Raw genomic sequence first — 22,742 nt, 5'->3', positions numbered from 1 at the left:
CGCCGAGCGGCCGCCGCACCGGGCGCACGGCCCGGGGCCGGGCGCCCCGGGCCGCCGCTGTCCCCCGGGTGCCGCTATCCCCGGGATCCCGTGCTCGACCGGACCGTCAGCCGCGGCGGCAGGAGCGTGGACTCCGGCACGGGATCGCCGGCGAGCTGCCGTATCAGCAGGTCCACGGCCCGCGCGCCGAGTTCGGCCGCCGGGATGGCCACCGAGGTCAGCGGGACGGAGGAGCGCTCCGCCAGTTCGTCGGGGCAGACGGCCACCATCGACAGGTCCCCCGGCACCCGGAGGCCCTCCGCGCGGAGCGCGTCCGTCAGCGGGCCCAGCATCGCCTCGTTGTGGATCACCACACCGGTGGGTGGGGGGTCCTCCCCGAGCAGCCGCCGCACCAGGGCCGGCGCGGCCGCCGGATCGGCCTCACAGGGATGGACCGCGGCGGCGAGGCCGTTCCGGTCCGCGGCGGCCGTGAAGCCGTCCTCGACGCGCCGCGCGAAGCCGGTCCCCCGTTCGTAGACCTCCGGCGGTGAGCCGAGCAGCGCCACGCGGCGGTGGCCGAGCAGGGCCAGGTGCTCGACACATGCCTCGCCGACCGCCCGGAAGTCGAGGTCGACGCAGGTCAGGCCGGCCGGTTCGGCGGGAAAGCCGATGAGCACCGACGGCCGCCGCAGGGTGCGCAGTAACGGCAGTCTGCGGTCGTTCATCTGTACGTCCATGACGACGAAACCGTCGGCGCGCGCGCTGTCCGCGACGCGCCGCAGCCCGTCCTCGCCCTCCTCCCCGGTGAGCAGCAGCACATCGTGGTCGTGACGGCGCGCCGCGGTGACGACCGACATCGCGAACTGCGTAACGACCGGCAGATGGACACCGCTCCGCAGCGGCATGACGAGGGCGAGCGTGTGGGAGCGGGCACCGGCCAGGGCACGCGCCCCCGCGTGCGGGTGGTAGCCCAGTTCCCGGATACTGGCCTCGATCCGGCGGCGGGTCTCCTCCGATATGGGCCGTTTGCCGTTCAGCGCGTAGCTGACGGTGCTGGGCGAGACCCCGGCATGCCGGGCCACGTCAGTGATCTTGACCATGCCGGACATCCTCCCCGGAGCCGTCGGTGACCAGGTGCCAGGGTCTCCCCTCCGTGCCGCGCGCGGTGACCCGCACTTCCTCCCCCTCCCGCCGCACGGTGTACTCGGCCTCCGGCGGCACCCGCACCGTCACCTCGGCGCCGTCCGCGAGACCGTACGCCCGGAGCGTGACCCCGTCCGCCCAGTCGTAGTCGGGCCGGTCGTCCACCGCGCCGAGCGGGAGCACGGCGCCGGGCCGGACCAGCACCGGCGCGCTGAGGAAGCCGTGGGTCTCGCGCACCCACCGCGGCCCGGTGACCCGGTCCCCGGACAGGAGATGGGTCCAGGTCCCCTCGGGCACGTAGTACGCGACCTCGCCGCCGTCCGAGAAGACCGGTGCGACCAGCAGGTCGGGACCGAGCATGTACTGCCGTTCCAGGTGTGCGCAGGCCGGGTCGTCCGGGAACTCCAGCGCCATGGCCCGCATCATCGGGATGCCCCCGGTGTGGGCCTGCCGGGCCACTTCGGCCAGGTAGGGCATCAGCCGCAGCTTGAGCCGGGTGAAGACCCGCAGGACGTCCACCGCCTCCTCGTCGAACAGCCACGGCACGCGGTAGGAGGACGAGCCGTGCAGCCGGCTGTGCGAGGAGAGCATCCCGAAGGCGATCCACCGCTTGAACAGAGCCGGATCCGGGGTGCCTTCGAATCCGCCGATGTCGTGCGACCAGTAGCCGAAGCCGGAGAGTCCCAGCGACAGTCCGCCGCGCAGTGACTCGGCCATCGACTCGTAGGTGGATTCGCAGTCGCCACCCCAGTGCACGGGGAAGCGCTGGCCGCCCACGGTCGCCGAGCGGGCGAAGACGACGGCGTCGCCCTCACCGCGCTCGCGGCGCAGCAGTTCGAAGACGGTCTCGTTGTAGAGCTGGGTGTAGTAGTTGTGCATCCGCTCCGGGTCGGAGCCGTCCGCGTACACGACACCGGTGGGTATCCGCTCCCCGAAGTCGGTCTTGAAGCAGTCCACGCCCATGTCGAGCAGCCGCTTCAGCTTGCCCGCGTACCAGGCGCGGGCCTCCGGATCGGTGAAGTCCACCAGCGCCATGCCGGGTTGCCACAGGTCCCACTGCCAGACGCTGCCGTCCGGCCTGCGCAGCAGATAGCCGTGGTCGCGGCCCTCGGCGAAGAGCGGCGAGCGCTGGGCGATGTACGGGTTGATCCAGACGGAGATCCGCAGGCCGCGTTCCTTCAGCCGGCGCAGCATCCCTTCGGGGTCCTGGAAGACGCGGCTGTCCCACTCGAAGTCGCACCAGTGGAACTCGCGCATCCAGAAGCAGTCGAAGTGGAAGACGGAGAGCGGGAGTCCGCGCTCGGCCATGCCCGCCACGAAGGAGGTGACGGTCTCCTCGTCGTAGTCGGTGGTGAAGGACGTGGACAGCCAGAGCCCGAAGGACCAGGCGGGTGGCAGGGCCGGGCGCCCGGTGAGGGCGGTGTACTTGCGGAGGATCTCCTTCGGTGTGGGCCCGTGGATGACGTAGTACTGCAGTTCCTGGCCCTCGACGCTGAACTGGACCCGGGAGACGGCCTCGGAGCCCACCTCGAACGAGACCCGGCCCGGGTGGTCGACGAAGACCCCGTAGCCGGCGTCGGTGAGGTAGAACGGCACGTTCTTGTAGGACTGTTCGCTGGAGGTGCCGCCGTCGGCGTTCCAGACGTCGACGGCCTGGCCGTTCTTCACCAGCGGGCCGAAGCGCTCCCCGAGCCCGTAGACGCTGGTCCCGACCCGCAGGTCGAGCTGCTCGCGCAGATAGTGGCCGCCGTCGCCGGTCTCCATGATGCCCATGCCCTTGACACCGCTGGTGGTGAGCGTCCGCCCGCCGGCCCGGAAGTCCAGGGCCCACGGGCCCTTGCGGCCGGCGGTCAGCGACAGGCTGCCGGAGGTGAGGACCGCCTCCTCCCCGTCGTACGAGACCTCGGGGAGAAAGCCCTCCTGTGCGGAGAGCGGGAAGTGCGGTGCGGTGTCGGTGCCGCCCGCGAAGTGGGTGAGGCGGACGCCGATCACGTCCGGCATGGGTGAGGTGCAGGAGATCGTGACGACGGGGCCTTTGAGGAGGTCGCCCCGGTGGCGGATCGGACGGGTGGGCGCGTGGATCTCCAGCGTGCCCGGGCCCGTGGTGACGTCGAGGACTTCGACCGGGTAGGAGCCGGTCACGCCCTCGCGCATCAGCCAGTAGCCGTCGGTGAACTTCATGCGTCAGCCCTTTCGGCTCACATGGTGGGGGGTCGCAGCGGAAACCCGGGTCACTTGACCGCTCCCACGGCGATGCCGCGGGTCAGGGTCCGCTGGAAGAGGAGGAAGAAGACGATCGCCGGGAGGACGCCGAGCAGCGCGGCGGCGTTGGTCATCGTGGCGTCCATGAGCCGCTGTCCCTGGAGTACGCCGAGCGCGACGGAGACCGTCTGGTTGTCGTTGGAGATCAGCATGACCAGCGGCAGCAGGAACTCGTTCCACGTCCAGATGAAGAAGAAGACCAGCAGCACGCCGATGGTGGGCCGGCTGACGGGGACGACGACCCGCCACAGCACCTGCCACTTGTTCGCCCCGTCGATCCTCGCCGCCTCGATGACCTCCCGGGGGAAGGAGCCCAGGACGGAGGCGAGCAGATACGTTCCGAAGGCGGCCTGGACCACCGTGAAGACGATGATCACACTGAGTCTGGTGTCGTAGAGCCCCACCTGCTTCGACAGGTAGTAGACCGGGTAGACCAGTGCTTCCTGCGGCAGCATGTTGGCCAGCACGAAGAAGGCCAGCACATACGGACGGCCCTTGATCCGCCCGATGCCGATCGCGTACGCGTTCAGCACCGACAGCACCACGGCGCCGGCCGCCACCGACCCGCTGATCAGTACGGAGTTGACGAGCTTCTGGCCGAAGTCGACGCGCTGCCAGAAGTCCTTCAGCCCGTCGAGGTAAAGCCCCTCCGGAAGGCTGAGCGGGCCGCCGGCACTGTACTCGGCCGGGGACTTGACGGCGTTGAGTGTCACGATGACGAACGGCAGCACCATGAACGCGGCACCCACGCACATCGCGACGAGCACCGGGTAACGGCGGATGGCTGTGGTGGTCACCGGTCTTCGTCCTCCGCCCTGGTCTGGAGGCGCAGCCCGGCCAGGGCCAGCGCCAGGATGAGAGCGGTGAGCACGGTGGACACCGCCGAGCCGTAACCCACCTGCGTCTTCTCGAAGAAGTTCTGGAAGGAGAAGTAGGAGGGGACGTTGGTGGCACCGCCCGGGCCGCCCTTGGTCAGGACGTAGACGGCGCCGAAGACCTTCAGCGCGGCGATGGTGCACCACACCAGGACGACGTAGATCTCCGGCCGGATCTGCGGCAGGGTGATGTGCCAGAACCGGCGCCACCAGCCCGCGCCGTCCAGTTCGGCCGCCTCGTACAGCCCGGGGTCGACGCGTTGCAGCCCCGCCATGAAGACGACCAGCGGGAAGCCGATCTGCACCCAGACCATCACCGCCATCACACCGTAGAGCGCGAGATCGGGGTCGCCCAGCCAGTCCTGCTGGAGGGAGCCGAGGCCCACCGCCTTCAGCAGCTCGTTGAGGGAACCGTTCTCGGGGGCGAGGATCCAGGACCAGACGATGCCGGCGACGGCGATCGGCAGCACCTGCGGAAGGTAGAAGCAGGCCCGCAGGACGGCCGCCCAGCGGGAGCCGAAGTGTTTGCCGATGAAGTCGAAGAGCGCGGCCGCCAGCACCAGGCCGAGGGCGGTGGGGAGCACGGCCATCGCGACGACCATGGCGACGCTGTGCCGGAAGGACTCCCAGAAGGCGGCGTCACCGGCGAGCCGGCGGTAGTTGTCCAGGCCGATCCAGTCGGGCGTGCCCACGCCCCGCCAGTCGGTGAAGCTGATGCCGGTGTTCATGGCGAACGGGAGGATGACGACGGCGAGGAAGGCGAGCGTGCCGGGGAGCAGGAAGGCGGCGTAGGAGTCACGGCGGGCGGGGTGGTGGCCGCCGCGGACCCGCCGGAGCACTCCGCTCCGGCGGGCCGCGGGACGCTTGGCGACGGTGCTCACTGCTTCGGAGCGCCCGCGTCGTACGCCTTCTGCAGGGCGTCCAGGTACTGGTCGGTGGTGGCGCTGCCGGTGATCAGCTTCTGGGTCTCGGAGACGAGGACGTCGTAGAAGCCGGGGACGGGCCAGTCCGGGTAGAAGGCCAGGCCGTCGTTCTCGGACAGCGTGTTGAAGTTCTCGATGAGGGTCTTCGACTGCTGGTCGGTGATGGCGGAGGGGTCGGCGGCGACGGGGACGCCGCCCTTGTTGCCGAGCAGGTTCTGGATCTTCTTCGTCATCGTGATGTCGATGAAGTCGTACGCGAGTTCCTTGTTCTTCGCGCCCTTGGGGACCACCCAGAGGTTGCCGCCGGAGCCCAGGGTGAGGTCCGAGCCGGGCCACAGGAAGGTGCCCCAGTCGAAGGAGTCGATCTCGCTCTGGAAGCGGCCGAACCACCAGCTGCCGGAGAAGAGGATGGGGTACTTGCCGGAGATGAAGGCGACACCCGCGTCCTCGGCCTTGGTCCCGCTGGAGTTCTTGGCTATGTAGCCCTTCTTCACCCAGTCGGCGAAGGTCTCGGCGGCGTGGGTCCAGGCCTCGTCGTGGAAGTCGGTCCTGCCCTGGTAGAGCTCGTAGGCGTCCACCCAGGAGCGGTCGGCCTCGGAGAGGGCCAGCTGGTAGACGTACTGGTGGGCTATGTACTCGGCGCCGGCGTTGTCGAGCGGGGTGATGCCCTTGGCCTTGAACGCGGCGAGCGCGTCGGTGAGTTCACCGAAGGTGGTGGGGACGTCGACGTCGTGCTTCTCGAAGAGGTCCTTGTTGTAGTACGCCATCGTGTACTCGGCGTAGTTGGGGACCCCGTACCACTTGCCGGAGCCCATCACGCCGTCCGCGTTGTACCGGCTGGTGGTTTCGACGCTGTCGCTGAGCTTCTTGTCCCAGCCGCGCGCGGACGCCTCGGAGCTCAGGTCGGTCAGCAGCCCCTGCCGCGAGAGCAGGCCGGCCGTGGCGTTGCCCTTGTTGTACTCCATGAGGTCCGGGGCGTCGTCGGAGTTGAGGATCATCGGGGCGGTCTTCTGAATCTGTTCGAAGCCCTTCTCCTCGAACTCGACCTTCACCCCGGGATGGGTCTTCTCGAACTCCTCGACGGCCTCGGCCCAGGCCTGGCCCATGGCGCTGTCCGGGCCCTCGTAGTGCCAGAGCCTCAGCGTCTTTCCGTCGCCCGCGGTCGTGCCGTCCGAGCCGCCGCAGCCGCTCAGCGCCAGGGTCAGGGCTCCCGCGAGGGCGGCTGCCAGCAGGCCCGCCCCGCGCTTCCGTGCCTTCAACATCCGCTTCCTCCGGGAGAGTGGATCAGAGCAGGAATGGGTGGTGTGGGGAGGCCACCCCCGTCGAAGCGATTCGAAGAATTCATCGAAGCGCTTCGACGCAGGGAACGTAAGTCCGGGCCAGGGGTATGTCAATGCTCCTGACAAAACACGCCGCCGCCCGTCTGCCAGGACCGGGAGGCCCCGGAGCGGCGCCCGGCGGCGCGGGGAAGCCCTACGCGAGCGCTGTCCGAGGCGACGCGTCAGGCACCACACGAGCCGGGCGGACACCGGGGCAAGCAAGATCACGAGTAGCCGCCGCGGCTGCGCTCATCCGCTGTCCCTTACTGCCGTAGCGCACGAAGAAGCCCCTGCCGGATCTCTCCGGCAGGGGCTCTGACCGCTGTGGACCTGTGGGGATTTGAACCCCAGACCCCCTCGATGCGAACGAGGTGCGCTACCAGACTGCGCCACAGGCCCTTGCGACGTGAGGAACTCTAGCATCCCGGCCGGGCCGCTTGGAAATCCGTTCCCGCGCTGGTCACCGCGTCCGCCGGCGGGCCCGGGCGGGCCAACGGCCGGAAGCCGGCCGGGGATCATTCGTTCGCGGCGCGCGGCCGGTCCTCGTCCGCGTACTGGTCGAAGAGCGGGGTGCGGCCCCGGTCACGGGAGCGGCGCCCGCGCTCGCGGCGGCTCTCGCGCGCGGCGGGACCGGACCCCGGCTCCGGCTGGGGCCGGGGATCGGCGGACGGCTCGTCGGCCGGCTGTCCGGCCGCGCTGGAGCGGGCCGAGCTCCAGGCGTCCGGGGCGTCGAGGTCCACGCCGCCGGTGGCGCGGGGGGCGACCGGGGCCGTCACGTAGGTGGGCAGCGGTACCGGGACCGGCTCCCAGCTCTCGCCCTCCGACCGGACGCGTTCGCGCTGCTGGTCGACCCACTCGGCGTGATCGGTCTGCTCGACGAGGGCGCGGCGGCCCGCCGTGTGCGGGGACGCGGGAGCGGGCTCGGGGTCCGCCGCCGGACCGGGCTCCTCGCCGGCCGCCGCGTCGTCGGCCGCCGCGGGCCGTGCCGGCTGCCGGGCACCGCGCGGGCCGCGCTCGCGCAGCCGCTGGGCGGCGGCCTCGGCGCGCCGCCGGTCCATGGTGAAGGCGAAGCGGCGGCGCTCCTGCGCCCGCAGGTGGACGATGTACGAGCTGAGCAGCACGGCCGGGACGGCGGGGGCCCACAGGAAGGCGAGCCCGCCGACCGCGGCGACGACCGCGCCCAGCGCGAAGGCCAGGAACAGCACCATGGTGGTCCGGCGGCGGCGGGCGAGGACCTTGGAGCGGCGGGCCCGTTCGGCGACGGAGACGGCGCGGCGGCTGTCCTGCCCGGCGGACGCCTCGTCCGCCGCGGGCGGCGCGGGCTCGTCGCCGACGCGCAGCGGCTCGGGGACGGGCATGGCCGCGGACAGGGCGAAGGCCCGGACGTCGACCGTGTCGGTCGGCGCTTCCGGGTCGGCGGTGCGCGGTTCCGGTTCGGCGGGAACGACGTGGTCGTCCGCTTCGCCGGAGTGGCGCTCCTCCAGGTCCTTGGCGTAACGGCGCTCCATACCGGCCCGTCCGGACAGCAGCCGGATGGCGGTGGAGAAGCGTTCCGTGGGACGAGCCTCGTTGAGTTCGTCCTGCCTACGGAGCCACATCGGCACCAGGTAGGCGGCCCAGGCCCCGACAATGACTGCGTAGATGAGGCCGCTGCTGCTCACGCCTCACACGGTAGAGGGGTTTTCACAAGGCCATCCGCCAATTGCCACGGTGTGTCGCACGATCTGGCTGATAACCCGAACTTTTTTTCCGATTGCCAGGACGGGCTGACGGGGAATGTGCTTTATTGCCGCTTAATATCGAACATATTTTTTATTTGTGGGCTGTCCCGGGCCTGACCCGGTGCCAGCGGGCCAGCAGTCCTCCGGGGACGTCCTCCGTGGTGAGGGCGAAGACCAGGTGGTCGCGCCAGTCGCCGTCGATGTGGAGATAGCGCGGGCGCAGCCCTTCCTCGCGGAATCCGAGCTTTTCGACGACACGGCGGCTCGGCCCGTTCTCGGGCCGGATGCACACCTCGACGCGGTGCAGACCCACCGTACGGAAGCAATGGTCCACGGCGAGCGCGACAGCCGTCGGTGTGACCCCGCGCCCGGCGACCTCCCGATCCACCCAGTAGCCGATATGGCCGGAGCACATGGAGCCCCAGGCCATTCCCGCGACCGTCAACTGCCCGGCCAGCCGGCCCCGGTACTCGATGACGAAGGGCAGCATCCGGCCCGCGTTCGCCTCGGAGCGCAGATGCCGCACCATCTGACGGTAGGTCGGTCGCTGCGCCGACGGGCCGCCCGCCACCGGCGGGGGGATGGTCGCCTCCCAGGGCCGCAGCCAGTCGCGGTTGCGGCGGTTGACCTCGCGCCAGTCCCGCTGGTCACGCATGCGGATCGGGCGCAGGGTGACGTCGCCGTCGGTCAGGACCGCCGGCCAGAGGGGAGTCATCGGTGTGCCCGGGGGGTCTTGCCGCCGTCCGGGGCCGCGGGGGCCGCCGTCGTCCGCCGCGGGCCGGGGGTGGTCGCCGCCGCGGAGCTGGTCGACGGCGTGCACGAGCAGCCTGCCGAGAACGGCGAGGCCGTCCCGGACCCCGCCGGTGGAGCCGGGGAGGTTGACGATCAGCGTGCCGCCGGCGGTTCCGGCCAGTCCGCGGGAGAGCACGGCGGTCGGCACCTTGGCCAGGCCCTCGGCACGGAGGGCCTCGGGGATGCCGGGGATCTCGCGGTCGAGCACCCGGCGGGTCATCTCCGGCGTGCGGTCGGTCGGCGAGATACCGGTTCCGCCGGTGGTGAGCACCACGTCGTATCCGGCGGCGACGGCCTCCCGCAGGACCGTTTCGACCGGCTCGCCGTCGGGGACGACCCGGGGACCGTCGGTGGCGAAGCCCATCGCGGTCAGCCCCTCGGCCAGCAGCGGGCCGCCCTTGTCGGCGTACACACCCGCGGAGGCGCGGTTCGACACGGTGACGGCCAGGGCCCGGTAGCCGCTCATGCGGTGCCCTCCCCGGACGGACGGGCGCCGCCGGGGGCATCGGCCGCGGGGCCGGTGGACGGGGCGCCGCCGGAGGGGCGCGACCAGTCGCCGGACTTGCCGCCGGTCTTCTCCTCGACTCGTACGTCCGTGATGACCGCCGCCTTGTCGACGGCCTTCACCATGTCCACCACCGTCAGAGCGGCGACGGTGACGGCGGTCAGCGCCTCCATCTCGACACCGGTGCGGTCCGTGGTCTTCACGGTGGCCAGGATCTCCACGGCGTCGTCGGCGACGGAGAGTTCGACCTTCACCCCGGAGACGGCCAGCGGGTGGCAGAGCGGGACCAGGTCGGGGGTGCGCTTGGCCCCCATGATGCCCGCGATGCGCGCGGTGGCGAGGGCGTCGCCCTTGGGGACACCCTCACCGCGCAGCAGTTCGACGACGCGCGGGGAGACGAGCACACGGCCGCTCGCTCGGGCGGCGCGCGCGGTGACGTCCTTCGCGGAGACGTCGACCATGCGGGCGGCGCCCCGGGCGTCGAGGTGGGTGAGGTGCTGCTGGGCGCTGCTCATCGTTCTCCCGGTCCGGTGCTTCCAGGGCAGCAACCGTACCGGGGCTTTCCCGGTTCAGCGCAGCAGGATGGCCTCCACCTCACTGCCGGGCGGGACCGAGGTGGTGTCCTCCGGGACGACGATCAGGGCGTCGGCGTCGGCGAGCGCCTTGACCAGATGGGAGCCGGGGCCGCCGACCGGGGTGACCACGCCGTCCGCGTAGCGGCCGCGGAGGAACTGCCGCTTGCCCTCGGGCGAGGAGGCGATGCCCTCGGGGCAGATCGCGCGGACGGTCTCGCGCCCGTCCGGTGCGAAGCCCATGAGCGCGCGGATCGCGGGGCGGACGAAGAGCTCGAAGGAGACATACGCGCTGACGGGGTTGCCGGGGAGGGCCAGCAGCGGGGTGCGGTCGGGTCCGATGCGGCCGAAGCCCTGCGGTTTGCCGGGCTGCATGGCGAGTCTGCGGAAGTCGACGCGGCCGGGGCCCGGGGGCGCCACCGCGGCCGGGCCGGCTTCCGCCTTCTCGTCCGGCTCCGCGTCCGGCTCCGCAGTCGCTTCCGTGTCCGGTCCGGTGTCCGTCTCCGCCCGCTGCTCCGCGGGCCGGTCCGCGGGGACGGTGGCGTCGCCGGAGAAGGCCTCCTTCACGACGTCGTAGGCGCCGACGCTGACGCCGCCGCTGGTGACGACGAGGTCGGCCCGGAGGAGCTGGTCCTCGACCGCGGTGCGCAGGGAGGCCGCGTCGTCGGCGACGGCGGTGACCCGGTAGGCGATGGCCCCGGCGTCGCGGGCCGCGGCCGTCAGCGCGAAGCTGTTGGAGTCGTGGATCCGGCCGGGCCCCAACTGCGTTCCGGGCGGGACGAGTTCGCTGCCCGTGGACATGACGACCACCCGCGGGCGGGGGCGGACCCGGACGGTGGCGCGGCCGATGGCGGCGAGCAGCCCGATCTGCGGCGGGCCGAGGACCGTGCCGGCGGACAGCACCGGGGCGCCGGCGGAGACGTCACCGCCCCGGGGGCGGATGTGCTGCCCGGCCTCCGCGGGGCGGTGCACGCTGACTTCGCCGCCGGCGCCCTCGGGGGCCGCGCTGTGGGCCCTCATGGCGGTGGCGGGGCCGCCGCCGGCGCCGCCGTCGGTCCACTCGACCGGCACCACCGTGTCGGCGCCGGGCGGCAGGGGGGCGCCCGTCATGATGCGGGCCGCCTCCCCGGGCCTGATGGTGGGCAGCCTGCCGCTGCCCGCCGCGATGTCACCGATGACGGTGAGCACCGCCGGGGATTCCCCGGTCGCGTCGACGACGTCGGCGGTGCGGACGGCGTATCCGTCCATGGAGCTGTTGTCGAACGGCGGCAGGGCCACGGCGGCGGTGACGTCCTCGACGAGGACACAGCCCTGGGCGTCGAGGATCTGGAGCTCCAGCGGTTCGAGCGGCTGGACGTGCCGGAGGATGTCGGCCAGATGCTCGTCGACACTCCAGACGCGCGGTGCTGCTCCCGTTCCGCCCTGGTGGTCCGGGGGCGGGGACGGGACGCCGCCCTCCGGGCCGGCGGCCGTACCCGCGGTGCCGTCCGCGCCGGCGGTGCCCTCGGGCTCCTCGGCGCCTCCGGTGGGCGCGGCCCCGCGCTCTGCGGCCTGTTCAGCGGTGCTCAAGGTGCTACATCTCCTCCGCGACGTACCTCCGAAGCCAGTCCCGGAAGTCCGGTCCCAGATCCTCACGTTCGCATGCCAGTCTGACAATGGAGCGGAGGTAGTCGGCGCGGTCGCCGGTGTCGTAGCGGCGGCCCTTGAAGAGGACGCCGTGCACCGGACCGCCCAGGTCCGGGTTCTGGGCCAGGGTCTGGAGGGCGTCGGTGAGCTGGATCTCGCCGCCGCGGCCGGGCTCCGTCTTCCGCAGCACGTCGAAGACTGCGGCGTCGAGGACGTAGCGGCCGATGATCGCGTAGTTGCTGGGCGCCTCTTCGCGGCTGGGCTTCTCGACGAGGCCGGTGACCCGGTGGATGTCGTCGTCGCCGGTGGGTTCGATCACGGCGCAGCCGTAGAGGTGGACCTGGTCGGGGTCGACCTCCAGGAGGGCGACGACGCTGCCGCCGTACCGTTCCTGTGCCTCGATCATGCGGGTCAGGAGCGGGTCGCGGGGGTCGATGAGGTCGTCACCGAGCAGGACCGCGAAGGGCTGCTGCCCGACGTGGGGGGCCGCGCACAGCACGGCGTGGCCGAGCCCTCGGGGGTCGCCCTGGCGGACGTAGTGCATGGTCGCGAGGTCGCTGGACTCCTGCACACGGGAGAGACGGTCCCCGTCGCCCTTGTGCCGGAGCATCTCCTCCAGCTCGTAGTTGCGGTCGAAGTGGTCCTCCAGCGGGCGCTTGTTGCGGCCGGTGACCATGAGGACGTCGGAGAGACCGGCGGTGACGGCCTCCTCGACCACATACTGGATCGCGGGCTTGTCGACGACCGGCAGCATCTCCTTGGGAGTGGCCTTGGTGGCCGGGAGGAAGCGGGTCCCGAGTCCTGCTGCGGGAATGACAGCCTTGCTGATCCGGGTACGCGATTCAGTCATGCGGAGAACCATAACCGGTACGTATGAGCGGAACGTGATGATCCGGTAAGTGTGGCCGCATACGAGAGGATTCCCGGCTCAGATGTCCACCCCGAAGTCTCGCAAGGCGGAGTTGCGGCACGGTCTCGGCCGGATGAGGTCGCGGTTGACGGAAGATGACGTGTCGGTGGCCGGGGGCGCGTTCGCGCGTCAGGCCCTGGCCCTTCCCGAACTCGCCTCCGCCCGCACCGTCGGCGCCTATGTGTCGGTGGGCCGGGAGCCCGCGACGGGTCCGCTGCTGGACGCGCTGCGCGCGCGGGGGGTGCGGGTGCTGCTGCCCGTCCTGCGCGACGACGACGATCTCGACTGGGCGCCGTACGAGGGTCCGGAGCGGCTGGTGGCGGCCGGGCGGGCGGGCCGGATGGTGCTGCGGGAGCCGGCCGGCGAGCCGCTGGGGCTGCGGGCCGTGCTGGAGGCCGACGCGCTGCTGCTGCCGGGGCTCGCGGTGGACGGGCGGGGGCTGCGGCTGGGGCGCGGCGGCGGTTCGTACGACCGGGTGCTGGAGCGGCTGGCGGAGGCCGGGGTGGACCCGGCGCTGATCGTTCTGGTGTACGAGGACGAGGTGCTGGAGGACGTGCCCGCCGAGGCTCACGACCGGCCCGTCCAGGCGGCCGTCACGCCCTCGGGGGTGCGCCGCTTCGGGGCATGACCGTGGCGGGTGCGCCGCGCCGGGCCCCCGCGCGCCACCGGCCCCGGTGCACCGTGTTCGCGCGGTGCACCGGGGCCGGTGGTGGAGGGCGTGGGGCCCGGCGGAGCCGGAGACCCGCGGCGGGGTCAGGGGATGAGCGCCAGCGTGTCCTCGGTCGCCTTCTCGACGCCCTTCTTGCTGAACACCCAGGGCAGCAGTTCACCCGTGGCCCACTTGGACGTCTGGTCGCTGTAGTGCGTGTTGTACGCGTGCCCCGACGCCCCGGAGAGGTTGATCCACTTGGACTTGTCGAGGTCCGCGAGGTTGACGATCATCCGCATCGACGGCACCCAGACGACGCCGTAGCCGCCGGCCGCGTTCCAGCCGGTCGCGTTGACCGCGGCCTCACCGCCGCCGAGGTTCCACGGGCCGCGGTTGAGCGCCCAGCGGAGCACGGCGGGGCCCTTGATGCCCAGCGTCTGGTTGCGCAGCGTCAGCTGGTGGAGGCGGCCCCAGCTCCAGCTGTCGATGTCCTTGCCGAGCTTGGCCGTCAGCTCCCAGCGGGCGTCCTCCATGGCCTGCTTCAGCAGCTTGTCGCGGTCGCCGGCACCGGAGTCGGGGCGGGTGCTCGTCTTCCACCAGGCGTTGTCCTCGTCCTCCAGGATGGAGCGGACCACCTCGAACCAGCGGTCGCCGCCGTCCGGCTGGGCCGCGTCCCGCGCCCGCTCGCCGCACTCGCGGACCAGGGAGTCGCCGTCCAGATCCTCGAGCGGGCCGGAGTCGTCGGCGGGCGGCACGCGCAGGCATTCGCCGGTGACCCGCAGCTCCTTGGGCAGCTTGTTGCCGAAGGCGAGCTTGAGGGTGTAGCGCCAGACACCGTTGAAGTAGGCGGCGGCCGCGGAGTCGGAGTCCTGGGTGTAGTCCCAGCCCTCCAGCAGCTTCTGCGCCTCGCGGATGTACGGGTCCTCGATGTCGATCTTGAGCAGGTAGGGCGTCAGCAGCTTGGCGATCTCGCTGCTGTCGTCCATCTGCATGGTCTGCATGTCCTTGGTCGAGATCTTGCCGCCGTCCTTGATCTTCGACTGGATCAGATTGTCGAGCCGCTGGCTGCGGGCGCCGTAACCCCAGTCCTCGGTGAGGAGGTAGGGGTACTTCTCCGGGTCGATGACGGCCTGGTTGGCGGTGACGATGTAGCCGCGGCCGGGGTCCTTCTCCCAGGGGAGCGCGGACTGGGGGACGTAGCCGGTCCACCGGTACTCCGGGTCCCAGCCCGGGGCCGGGTAGCGGCCGTCGCCCTTGCCGCGGACGGGTATGCGGCCCGGCGCCTGGTAGCCGATGTGGCCGTCGGTGTCCGCGTAGAGGAGGTTCTGCGCGGGGACGTCGAAGAGCCGGGCGGCCTTGCGGAACTGGTCGAAGTCGGCGGCCTCGTTGAGGGCGAAGACGGCGTCCATGGAGCGGCCCGGGGTGAGGGCGGTCCAGCGGAGGGAGACGGCGTAGCCGCTGGCGCGGTCGGGCGAGCCGGTGGTGACGGGCGCGGTTCTGCCGACGTCGTCCATCTCGTCGCTTCGGTCGGAGACGATCGGGCCGTTGCCGGTGCTGCGGACGGTGATCCGGCGGTCGGCGCCGCCCGCGACCTTGATGGTCTCCTTGCGGGTGGTGAACGGCTTCTGCTTGCCGTCGTAGAGGTAGCCGTCCGCGGTGACCTTCTCCAGGTAGAGGTCCGTGACGTCGGCGCCGAGGTTGGTGAAGCCCCAGGAGACCTTCTGGTTGTGGCCGATTATCACGCCCGGCATGCCGGAGAAGGTGAAGCCCGCGACGTCGTAACGGCACTTGTCGCTCACGGAGCGGCAGTGCAGGCCCATCTGGTACCAGAGGGACGGCATCTGCGGTGCCAGGTGCGGGTCGTTGGCGAGCAGGGGCTTGCCGGTGGTGGTGTGCTTGCCGGAGACCACCCAGGAGTTGGAGCCGATGCCGTCGCCGTTGGGGCCGAGGAGGGCGGGGATCTCCTCCAGGGTCTTGGAGAGGGCGCCGAGCTGGGACTGCAGGCCGGTGCCGGTGCCCGCGCCGCCTGTGCCCGTGCCCGTACCGCCGGTGCCCGTGCCCGTACCGCCGGTGCCTGTGCCGGCCCCGGGAACGCCCGTGCCGGCGCCGGTGCCGGCGTCCGCGGCGGCGGCCTCCGGGTCGAATTCGTCCGTCAGTTCGCCGACCGCGCCGTCACGCACGATCGGCTTGTTCCGGTCCGCGGGGTACTCCGGGTACAGCTGGTCTATCTGCTTCTCGGAGAACCGGGTCGTCATCAGGGAGCGGTCGATCTCGTCCTGCATATTGCCGCGCAGGTCCCAGGCCATGGCCTTGAGCCAGGCGACCGAGTCCACCGGGTCCCACGCCTCGGGCTTGTAGTCGTTGGTGAAGCCGAGCGCCGCGTATTCGACGGAGAGCGCGGCGCCCTCGTGCTCGGCGAGGTAGGCGTTGACGCCGTCCGCGTACGCCCGGAGGTACTTCTTGGTCCGGGCGGAGAGCTTGGTCTCGTACTCCTTCTCCGCGACCTGGCGCCAGCCGAGGGTGCGCAGGAAGGCGTCGGTCTCGACCTGGCTCGCGCCGAACATCTCGGAGAGCCGGCCGGCGGTGAGATGACGCCGGACGTCCATCTCCCAGAAGCGGTCCTGGGCCTGCACATAACCCTGCGCGCGGAAGAGGTCCTCGTCGCTGCTGGCGTAGATCTGCGGGATGCCGTGGCCGTCCCGTTTCACCTCGACCGGCCCGGACAGGCCCTTGAGGCGGATCGAGCCGGTGGTCTCCGGGAAGGACGCGCGGACGGTGCTCACGCTCCAGAACGCGCCGTAGCCGACACCCGCCACGAGGGCCAGCACGATCGCGATCACGAGAAGCCGCGCGCGGCCCCTCTTCTTCTTGCCGGAAGGGCCGTTTGTGTTGGCGGGCATCGCTGTCCTTCGCGGGGCAGGGTGGTCCTGGGAGTGCTGGAGCAACTGTAGGCGCAGGTACGCGGTCGCCCCTACACGGAGTCAAGTCCGGCGGTACGGCTCACGGCGGCGTCAAGAACCCGTAAAATATTAGGTAAGGCAATGAAGTTCCGGTCGCTCACGCGGGACAAACCGTCCGATACATCACGGAAGGGTCCAGGCCCCTGACTATCCATCAGCTGAACGAACTCATGCTGCTCGGTTCCGTCGTGCTGCTCGTCGCGGTGGCGGCGGTACGGATCTCCTCGCGGTCCGGGCTTCCCAGCCTGCTCGTCTACCTCGGCATCGGTGTGGCGATCGGCACCGACGGGCTCGGGATCGACTTCAGCGATCCCGAACTGACCCAGGTGATCGGCTATGCCGCCCTGGTCGTGATCCTCGCGGAGGGCGGTCTCGGGACCGCGTGGCACGAGATCAGACCGGCGCTGCCGGTGGGCGCCGCGCTCTCCACCGTCGGCGTCGCCGCCAGCGTGGGGATCACCGCCGCCGGTGCGCACTATCTCGTCGGCCTGGACTGGCGGCAGTCGCTCATCATCGGCGCGGTGGTGTCCTCCACCGACGCGGCGGCCGTCTTCTCCGTCCTGCGCAGAGTGCCGCTGCCGTCCCGGCTGACCGGCGCGCTGGAGGCGGAGTCCGGCTTCAACGACGCACCCGTGGTCATCCTGGTCGTCGCCTTCGCCACCGCCGGCCCGATCGACGCCTGGTATCTGCTGATCGGGAAGATCGTCCTCGAACTGGCCATCGGCGCGGCCATCGGCCTGGCGGTCGGCTGGCTCGGCGCGCTCGCCCTGCGGCACGTCGCCCTGCCCGCCTCCGGTCTCTACCCGATCGCCGTGATGGCGATCGCCGTCACCGCCTACGCGGCCGGCGCCCTGGCGCACGGCAGCGGCTTCCTCGCCGTCTATCTCGCCTCGCTGGTCCTCGGCAACGCGAAACTGCCGCACGCGCCGGCGACCCGCGGTTTCGCCGACGGGCTCGGCTGGCTGGCCCAGATCGGCATGTTCATCCTGCTCGGCCTGCTGGTCACCCCGCACGAACTGGTGGACGACATCTGGCCCGCGGTGGTCGTCGGACTGGTGCTGACCCTGGTCGCCCGGCCACTGTCCGTCCTGCTCAGCTGCCTGCCGTTCCGGATGCCGTGGCGGGAGCAGGCACTGCTCTCCTGGGCCGGACTGCGCGGCGCGGTGCCGATCGTCTTCGCCACCATCCCGATGGTGGCCGGGGTGCGCGGAAGCGGGCGGCTGTTCAACATCGTCTTCCTGCTGGTGATCGTCTACACCCTGCTCCAGGGCCCGACACTCCCCTGGGTCGCCCGGTGGCTGCGGCTCCGGGACCCCGAGGCGGCGGCGGACCTCGGCATCGAGTCGGCCCCGCTGGAGCGGCTGCGCGGGCATCTGCTGTCGACCACGGTCGCCGAGCACTCCCGGATGCACGGCGTGGAGGTCGGAGAGCTGCGGCTGCCGCCGGGGGCGGCGGTCACCCTCGTCGTCCGGGACGGCGAGAGCTTCGTCCCGGACCCGACGACCGTGCTGCGCCGCGGGGACGAACTCCTGGTCGTCGCCACCGACCCGGTGCGGGACGCCGCGGAGAAGCGGCTGCGGGCGGTGGCCCGGGGCGGCAAGCTCGCGGGGTGGCTGGGAACGGGGACGGACTGAACGGGGCGGCCGGGGCGGGCCGCGGTTCGAGGCCGTGCGCGCTCTCCGTGGTCGCGTTGCCGTATCCGTGCCGCCGCGCTCGGGCTGCCGTGTCCGGGCTCGCGCGCCTTTGTCCGCACCGGTGGCCGGCCCTTCCCTCGTGCTGACGTCCGGCACGCCCGTCGGCCGCCTTGTACGATGACCGGGCAACCGACACACCACCCTGCCTGACGCAGAGCTGGCGCGACCGTACGGCGGCCTCGGTCCCCTGACATCCCTGTCCTCCTGGGATGCGGACCCGGTATCTACCCCGGTGCTGCGCGAGAGGACAGCTCTCGGCGCACACGGCGGCCCCGAGCCGCGGTGCGCTACCAGGCGGCAGAAAGGTACGGCCGTGGCAGCCACGGTCACCAAGAGCTCCGGCGGGCGCCGTCCCGGTTACGGCTCGCTGCTGCGCACTCCCGGGGCATGGACGTTCCTGCTCCCCGGCTTCGCGGCGCGGCAGCCGTTCGCGATGCTGACGCTGAGCATCGTGCTGCTGGTGGAACACACCACCGGGTCCTACGGCACGGCGGGCGCGGTCGCGGCGGCCACCGGCGTCTCCATGGCCCTGTTCGCGCCGCAGAGCGGCAGGCTCGCCGACCGCTGGGGCCAAGCCGCGGTGCTCGTTCCGGGCGTGCTGCTCCACACCGCCGCGGTGGCCCTCCTGACGGCTCTCGCGCTGCTGGACGCACCCCTGTGGGCGCTGTTCGCGGCCGCCGTGCCGGCGGGTGCCTCGGTGCCCCAGGTGGGCCCGATGGTGCGGGCGCGGTGGGCCGCGCTGCTCAGCAGTGACACGGGCGGCCCGGGCGCCTCGGGCACTTCGGGCGCCTCGGATGCTTCGGATGCCGCGCACGACGGCCCCGGCGGCGGGCGCGGGGGGCCCTCGCCACTGCTGGCGACGGCAGCCGCGTTCGAATCCGTGACGGACGAGCTGACCTTCGTCATCGGTCCGGTGCTGGCGACCGCGCTGTGCATCGGTGTCCACCCGGCCGCCGGTCTGGTCGCCGAGGGCACCCTGACGTTCCTGGGCGGCCTGCTCTTCGCGGCACAGCGGCGCACGCAGCCTTCCGTGCAGCATGCGGCCGGGTCCAGCCGTGGCTCCGCCGCCGCGGGGCACGGTGCGGGGAAGGCCGGCGGCTCTTCCGGACCGGCGGTCCGTTCGGGACGGCGTGCGGAGCGTCCCGCCTCCGCCCTGTCGGTGCCGGGTGTCCGGGTGCTGGCGGTGCTGTTCCTCGGGATCGGATCCGTGTTCGGAGGCATGCAGGTCTCGCTCACGGCCTTCACCGAGGAGATCGGCCACCCCGGTCTCAACGGAGCGCTGTACGGCGTCTTCGCGGGAGGCAACATGCTCGCGGGCGCCGTCTCCGGCGCCGTCGCCTGGCGCCGGCCGCCGCACCGGCGGCTCCTGATCGCGTACACGGCGCTGGCGCTCGCGACGTCACCGCTGTGGGCGGTGGACTCGGCCGTCGCCGTGGGGGCGCTCGGACTGCTGGTCGGGCTGTGCATCGCCCCGGCGCTGGTCACCGGCTACACCCTGGTGGAGTCCATCGTTCCGGCGACCGCGCGGACGGAGGCGTTCACCTGGCTGACCGGAGCGGTGGCCCTGGGGCAGGCCCTGGCGGCCACGGCGTCCGGACGGCTGGCCGACGGCTTCGGGGCGCACGCGGGATTCACCGTGCCGCTGGCCGGCACGGGGCTCGCCCTGCTGGTGGCGGTGGCCCTGCGGGCCCGGCTCGAACCGGCCCTGGCGGGGCGGGTGGTGGCACGTGGGGTGGATCACCGTCGGGCGGCCGCAGTGGACTGAGCCCACGGAATGCTGCAAGATGGAGCGTCGTTAGCACTCAACAAGTGAGAGTGCCAGGAGGAGCAAGTGCCGACCTACCAGTACCAGTGCACCGAATGCGGCGAGGGCCTCGAAGCGGTGCAGAAGTTCACCGACGAGGCGCTCACCGAGTGCCCCGCGTGCGAGGGGCGCCTGCGCAAGGTGTTCTCCGCGGTCGGTGTCGTCTTCAAGGGCTCCGGCTTCTACCGGACCGACAGCCGGGGCGCGTCGTCGTCCAGCAGTACCTCCTCGTCGAAGGCGAAGAGCGACAGCGGCTCGTCGTCCACGGAATCCGGTTCCGGTTCCGGCTCGTCCTCCGGTTCCGGCTCGTCCTCCGGTTCCACGTCGTCCTCCGCGGCGTCGTCGTCCGGCGGTTCCGCCGGCTCGTCGGCCGCCTGAGGCCCGCCCGACGTCCGCACGGCGTCTGCCCGGCGCCCGGTCGGCGCCCGCCTGGCTTCCGCCGCGTTCCGCCCGCGTGCACGCCGGTCACCGTCCCTTCGTGAAGGACGGCGGAACCGGCGTTGCCGCGGCCTTAAGGTAACGGGCATGGCGGAGACCAGCAGCACACACGCGGACAGGACCGGACCCCTGGCGGAGATCGGCGTCATCGGCGGGTCGGGTTTCTACTCCCTCCTCGACGACGTGACCGAGATCACCGTCGACACCCCCTACGGAGCCCCCAGCGACTCCCTGTTCCTCGGCGAGATAGCCGACCGGAGCGTGGCCTTCCTCCCCCGGCACGGCCGCAAGCACCATCTGCCGCCGCACCGCATCAACTACCGGGCGAACCTCTGGGCCCTGCGCTCGGCGGGTGTCCGCCAGGTCCTGGCGCCGTGCGCGGTGGGCGGGCTGCGCGAGGAGTACGGCCCCGGCACGCTCCTCGTGCCGGACCAGCTCGTGGACCGGACGAAGTCCCGGATCCAGACGTACTTCGACGGCGAGGCCCTGCCGGACGGCTCGGTGCCCAATGTCGTTCACGTCACCTTCGCCGACCCCTACTGCCCGGCCGGGCGGCAGGCGGCCCTCGCGGCGGCGCGCGGGCGCGACTGGGAGCCGGTCGACGGCGGAACGCTCGTGGTCGTCGAGGGGCCCCGCTTCTCCACCCGTGCCGAATCGCGCTGGCATGCGGCGCAGGGGTGGTCCGTGGTCGGCATGACCGGCCACCCGGAGACCGTACTCGCCCGTGAACTGGGCCTCTGCTACACGTCGATCGCTCTTGTCACCGATCTGGACGCGGGTGCCGAGACGGGTGAGGGCGTCTCCCACACGGAGGTCATGGCGGTGTTCGCCAAGAACATCGGGCGGCTGCGGCCGCTGATCTTCGACGCCGTCGAGGCCCTGCCGGAGACCGGGGCGCGGGACTGCCTGTGCACGACGGCGCTGAGCGGCCTGGACACGGGGATCACGCTGCCCTGACGGCACGGGGCGCGGGGCTCACGGGGCCCCGCCCCCGGGTCTTCGCTGGGTGCGCCGGCGGCTGCGGTGGGCTGTCGGCGGTGGGCCCTGTGCGGAGGGCGGGCTGCGAGGGCTCTGTGCGGACGGCACGCGGCTCCCGCTCCCCGGGGCCCGTCCTTGTCACCTGGCGGGAGTGGTGGAGATGCGCCTCAGCGACTGGTGGGGTGCTTGTGGGTGAGCGCGTTGTCCACAACTCGTCGGTTGTCCACAGGCTCCGGCGGCGCGGGAGAAACGGGGGCATCGTGAGGGCGGAAACGCATCCGGCCCTCTTCACCGCAGGTGGTGACCCTCATGTCCGCGAACACCGGTAGGCCCGAACACCTCGTCCTGTCCGGGGCTCTTCCCCTGTCCCAGCGCGCCTCCATCCCCGGGCAGCCCATCCCCGGGCAGCCCTTCGCGCCGCCCGGAGGCCCGGACCAGGGGCTGTTGCCCCCGCGGCCGGGGCCGCACCACCGGCCCGGAGCCCGTCGTCCCGGAGATCCGTACCCGGGAAGTCCGTACCCGGAAGATCCGCGCACGGGAGATCCATGCCCCGTGGCCCCGTACCCCGATGCCCGGCCGGCTGCCCGGCCCCGCCGTCGCTCGACCGGAGCCTCGCGGGCCGGCAGGGCTGTCGGGACCGACGTGGCCGGCGGGGCAGCCGGTGGCGCTCTCCGGTGCGGCGGTGTCCGGGCGGACGGGGACGGGGACGGAGGCGCGGCCGGAAGCGGGCGCGCGGGCGGCCCGGCCCCTTCCGGACACGGGCAGGTGCTCGGGGAAGGGCAGGGACGGAGGTGGAACCCCGCCGGACGGGAGTGGAGCGGCACGGTGCCGGTCGGGCCTCCGCGACCGGTCCTCCCGCCCCGGCAGGTGCCCCAGTTCGGGCCGCTGCGGCTCGGCGGTGGGCGGTGGTGGACGCGGAGCACCGTTCGGCGCGGCTGGCCGGCCGCCATGGCGCTGGCAGCCGCGGTGCTCTCGGTGCCCGCCCTCGGCACGCTCACCGAGCGATGAACTCCCGGCTGGACAGCATGTCCCCGCCCCGTCCACGATGGCCGTCGCATCGACCCGGACCATCGGGTTCCGATTCATCGAAGGGAAAGACCCTCCTTGAGCGAGGACAAGCAGAATGTGTGGGAGGGCTTCAAGGCCTTCCTCATGCGCGGGAACGTCATCGACCTGGCGGTCGCGGTCGTCATCGGTACCGCGTTCACCAACGTGGTCAACTCGGTGGTGAAGGGTCTCATCAATCCCGTGGTGGGAGCCTTCGGCACCAAGGATCTCGACCGGTACCGCTCCTGCCTCGACGGGCCCTGCGAGACCAATCAGGCGGGGGAGGTCGTACAGGGCATCCCGATCATGTGGGGCTCCGTGCTCAGTGCCACGCTGAGCTTCCTGATCACCGCGGCGGTCGTCTACTTCCTCATGGTGCTGCCCATGGCGAAGTTCCTCGCCCGGAAGGCGGCCCGGCAGAAGGTCGCGGAGGAGCGGCAGGCCGAGGCGGAGGCCGTCGAGATCGTGCTGCTGCGGGAGATCCGCGACGAGTTGGTCGCCCAGCGGGGCGGCCCGGGTCCGCGGGTTCCCAGCCCGAAGTAACG

At 71.9% G+C, this 22,742-nt stretch carries 18 protein-coding genes, 1 tRNA gene and 1 pseudogene; 7 read left to right on the top strand and 13 right to left on the bottom strand.

Going from position 1 to position 22,742, the window contains the following annotated elements; translation table 11 throughout:
- Positions 1-74: 74 nt before the first annotated feature.
- The 12 genes and pseudogenes from E4N63_RS19040 to galU all read right to left on the bottom strand — a co-directional run bounded on the left by E4N63_RS19040 (position 75) and on the right by galU (position 12,567).
- Positions 75-1,079 (bottom strand): LacI family DNA-binding transcriptional regulator, encoded by a 1,005-nt coding sequence (locus tag E4N63_RS19040; protein WP_230241274.1) that lies wholly within the window; start codon positions 1,077-1,079, stop codon positions 75-77.
- Entirely contained in the window at positions 1,063-3,303 is a 2,241-nt protein-coding gene (gene yicI, locus E4N63_RS19035) for an alpha-xylosidase (protein ID WP_230241273.1), read from the bottom strand. Before yicI ends, E4N63_RS19040 begins: the two co-directional genes overlap by 17 nt.
- Before the next feature lie 50 nt (positions 3,304-3,353).
- A complete protein-coding gene (locus tag E4N63_RS19030; RefSeq protein ID WP_125623419.1) occupies positions 3,354-4,139 on the bottom strand; it encodes a carbohydrate ABC transporter permease in 786 nt (261 codons plus the stop codon).
- A 38-nt stretch (positions 4,140-4,177) separates the two neighbouring features.
- A complete protein-coding gene (locus tag E4N63_RS19025; protein WP_230242554.1) occupies positions 4,178-5,098 on the bottom strand; it encodes a carbohydrate ABC transporter permease in 921 nt (306 codons plus the stop codon).
- A 38-nt stretch (positions 5,099-5,136) separates the two neighbouring features.
- A complete protein-coding gene (locus E4N63_RS19020) occupies positions 5,137-6,444 on the bottom strand; it encodes an ABC transporter substrate-binding protein (protein ID WP_230241272.1) in 1,308 nt (435 codons plus the stop codon).
- 382 nt (positions 6,445-6,826) lie between these two features.
- A tRNA-Ala gene (locus E4N63_RS19015) sits at positions 6,827-6,900 on the bottom strand.
- Positions 6,901-7,016: 116 nt separating this feature from the next.
- Entirely contained in the window at positions 7,017-8,162 is a 1,146-nt protein-coding gene (glpR, locus tag E4N63_RS19010) for a gephyrin-like molybdotransferase receptor GlpR (protein ID WP_230241271.1), read from the bottom strand.
- Positions 8,163-8,313: 151 nt separating this feature from the next.
- Complete coding sequence (locus tag E4N63_RS19005; protein WP_043467469.1) at positions 8,314-8,937, bottom strand: GNAT family N-acetyltransferase; 624 nt, start codon at positions 8,935-8,937, stop codon at positions 8,314-8,316.
- 126 nt (positions 8,938-9,063) lie between these two features.
- Positions 9,064-9,480, bottom strand: a pseudogene (locus E4N63_RS19000) (molybdenum cofactor biosynthesis protein B); the annotation flags it as partial.
- On the bottom strand, positions 9,477-10,034 hold the full coding sequence (gene moaC, locus E4N63_RS18995; RefSeq protein WP_125623400.1) for a cyclic pyranopterin monophosphate synthase MoaC: 558 nt from the start codon (positions 10,032-10,034) through the stop codon (positions 9,477-9,479). The pseudogene E4N63_RS19000 and the gene moaC, both read right to left, overlap by 4 nt.
- A 54-nt stretch (positions 10,035-10,088) precedes the next feature.
- Positions 10,089-11,660 (bottom strand): gephyrin-like molybdotransferase Glp, encoded by a 1,572-nt coding sequence (glp, locus tag E4N63_RS18990; protein ID WP_268271027.1) that lies wholly within the window; start codon positions 11,658-11,660, stop codon positions 10,089-10,091.
- Positions 11,661-11,664: 4 nt separating this feature from the next.
- Positions 11,665-12,567, bottom strand: a complete 903-nt coding sequence (galU, locus tag E4N63_RS18985) for a UTP--glucose-1-phosphate uridylyltransferase GalU (protein WP_039824437.1) — start codon at positions 12,565-12,567, stop codon at positions 11,665-11,667.
- Between the two features lie 82 nt (positions 12,568-12,649).
- Between galU and E4N63_RS18980 the strand changes: the two genes are divergently transcribed.
- Entirely contained in the window at positions 12,650-13,255 is a 606-nt protein-coding gene (locus tag E4N63_RS18980; RefSeq protein WP_230241270.1) for a 5-formyltetrahydrofolate cyclo-ligase, read from the top strand.
- 125 nt (positions 13,256-13,380) lie between these two features.
- On the opposite strand, the gene E4N63_RS18975 is transcribed toward E4N63_RS18980, so the two are convergent.
- Positions 13,381-16,176 carry a penicillin acylase family protein gene (locus E4N63_RS18975; RefSeq protein WP_230241269.1) on the bottom strand — a complete coding sequence of 932 codons (2,796 nt, stop codon included), beginning with the start codon at positions 16,174-16,176 and terminating at the stop codon, positions 13,381-13,383.
- A gap of 230 nt (positions 16,177-16,406) precedes the next feature.
- On the opposite strand from E4N63_RS18975, the gene E4N63_RS18970 reads away from it, so the two are divergent.
- From E4N63_RS18970 to mscL, 6 genes are all read left to right on the top strand, one after another.
- Positions 16,407-17,870, top strand: a complete 1,464-nt coding sequence (locus tag E4N63_RS18970) for a potassium/proton antiporter (protein ID WP_230241268.1) — start codon at positions 16,407-16,409, stop codon at positions 17,868-17,870.
- A 373-nt stretch (positions 17,871-18,243) separates the two neighbouring features.
- Complete coding sequence (locus E4N63_RS18965) at positions 18,244-19,695, top strand: MFS transporter (RefSeq protein WP_230241267.1); 1,452 nt, start codon at positions 18,244-18,246, stop codon at positions 19,693-19,695.
- A gap of 66 nt (positions 19,696-19,761) precedes the next feature.
- Positions 19,762-20,112 (top strand): FmdB family zinc ribbon protein, encoded by a 351-nt coding sequence (locus E4N63_RS18960; protein WP_230241266.1) that lies wholly within the window; start codon positions 19,762-19,764, stop codon positions 20,110-20,112.
- A gap of 147 nt (positions 20,113-20,259) precedes the next feature.
- Entirely contained in the window at positions 20,260-21,129 is an 870-nt protein-coding gene (locus E4N63_RS18955; protein ID WP_230241265.1) for an S-methyl-5'-thioadenosine phosphorylase, read from the top strand.
- Positions 21,130-22,017: 888 nt separating this feature from the next.
- A complete protein-coding gene (locus E4N63_RS18950; RefSeq protein ID WP_230241264.1) occupies positions 22,018-22,158 on the top strand; it encodes a hypothetical protein in 141 nt (46 codons plus the stop codon).
- A 96-nt stretch (positions 22,159-22,254) separates the two neighbouring features.
- A complete protein-coding gene (gene mscL / locus E4N63_RS18945) occupies positions 22,255-22,740 on the top strand; it encodes a large conductance mechanosensitive channel protein MscL (RefSeq protein ID WP_125623407.1) in 486 nt (161 codons plus the stop codon).
- Positions 22,741-22,742 lie beyond the last annotated feature (2 nt).

The organism is Streptomyces sp. MNU89 (genome assembly GCF_020982505.1).
GTDB classification, from domain to species: domain Bacteria; phylum Actinomycetota; class Actinomycetes; order Streptomycetales; family Streptomycetaceae; genus Streptomyces; species Streptomyces xinghaiensis.
Note: the sequence above shows the minus strand (reverse complement) of the source record. Positions and strands in the feature narration are given on the sequence as shown.

Coding starts and splice junctions, on each gene's coding strand:
- moaC (WP_125623400.1), bottom strand. CDS start 10,034: ATGAGCAGCGCCCAGCAGCACCTCACCCACCTCGACGCCCGGGGCGCC.
- E4N63_RS18975 (WP_230241269.1), bottom strand. CDS start 16,176: ATGCCCGCCAACACAAACGGCCCTTCCGGCAAGAAGAAGAGGGGCCGC.
- E4N63_RS19040 (WP_230241274.1), bottom strand. CDS start 1,079: ATGGTCAAGATCACTGACGTGGCCCGGCATGCCGGGGTCTCGCCCAGC.
- yicI (WP_230241273.1), bottom strand. CDS start 3,303: ATGAAGTTCACCGACGGCTACTGGCTGATGCGCGAGGGCGTGACCGGC.
- E4N63_RS18955 (WP_230241265.1), top strand. CDS start 20,260: ATGGCGGAGACCAGCAGCACACACGCGGACAGGACCGGACCCCTGGCG.
- E4N63_RS18980 (WP_230241270.1), top strand. CDS start 12,650: ATGTCCACCCCGAAGTCTCGCAAGGCGGAGTTGCGGCACGGTCTCGGC.
- galU (WP_039824437.1), bottom strand. CDS start 12,567: ATGACTGAATCGCGTACCCGGATCAGCAAGGCTGTCATTCCCGCAGCA.
- E4N63_RS19030 (WP_125623419.1), bottom strand. CDS start 4,139: ATGTGCGTGGGTGCCGCGTTCATGGTGCTGCCGTTCGTCATCGTGACA.
- E4N63_RS19005 (WP_043467469.1), bottom strand. CDS start 8,937: ATGACTCCCCTCTGGCCGGCGGTCCTGACCGACGGCGACGTCACCCTG.
- E4N63_RS19020 (WP_230241272.1), bottom strand. CDS start 6,444: ATGTTGAAGGCACGGAAGCGCGGGGCGGGCCTGCTGGCAGCCGCCCTC.
- E4N63_RS18970 (WP_230241268.1), top strand. CDS start 16,407: ATGCTGCTCGGTTCCGTCGTGCTGCTCGTCGCGGTGGCGGCGGTACGG.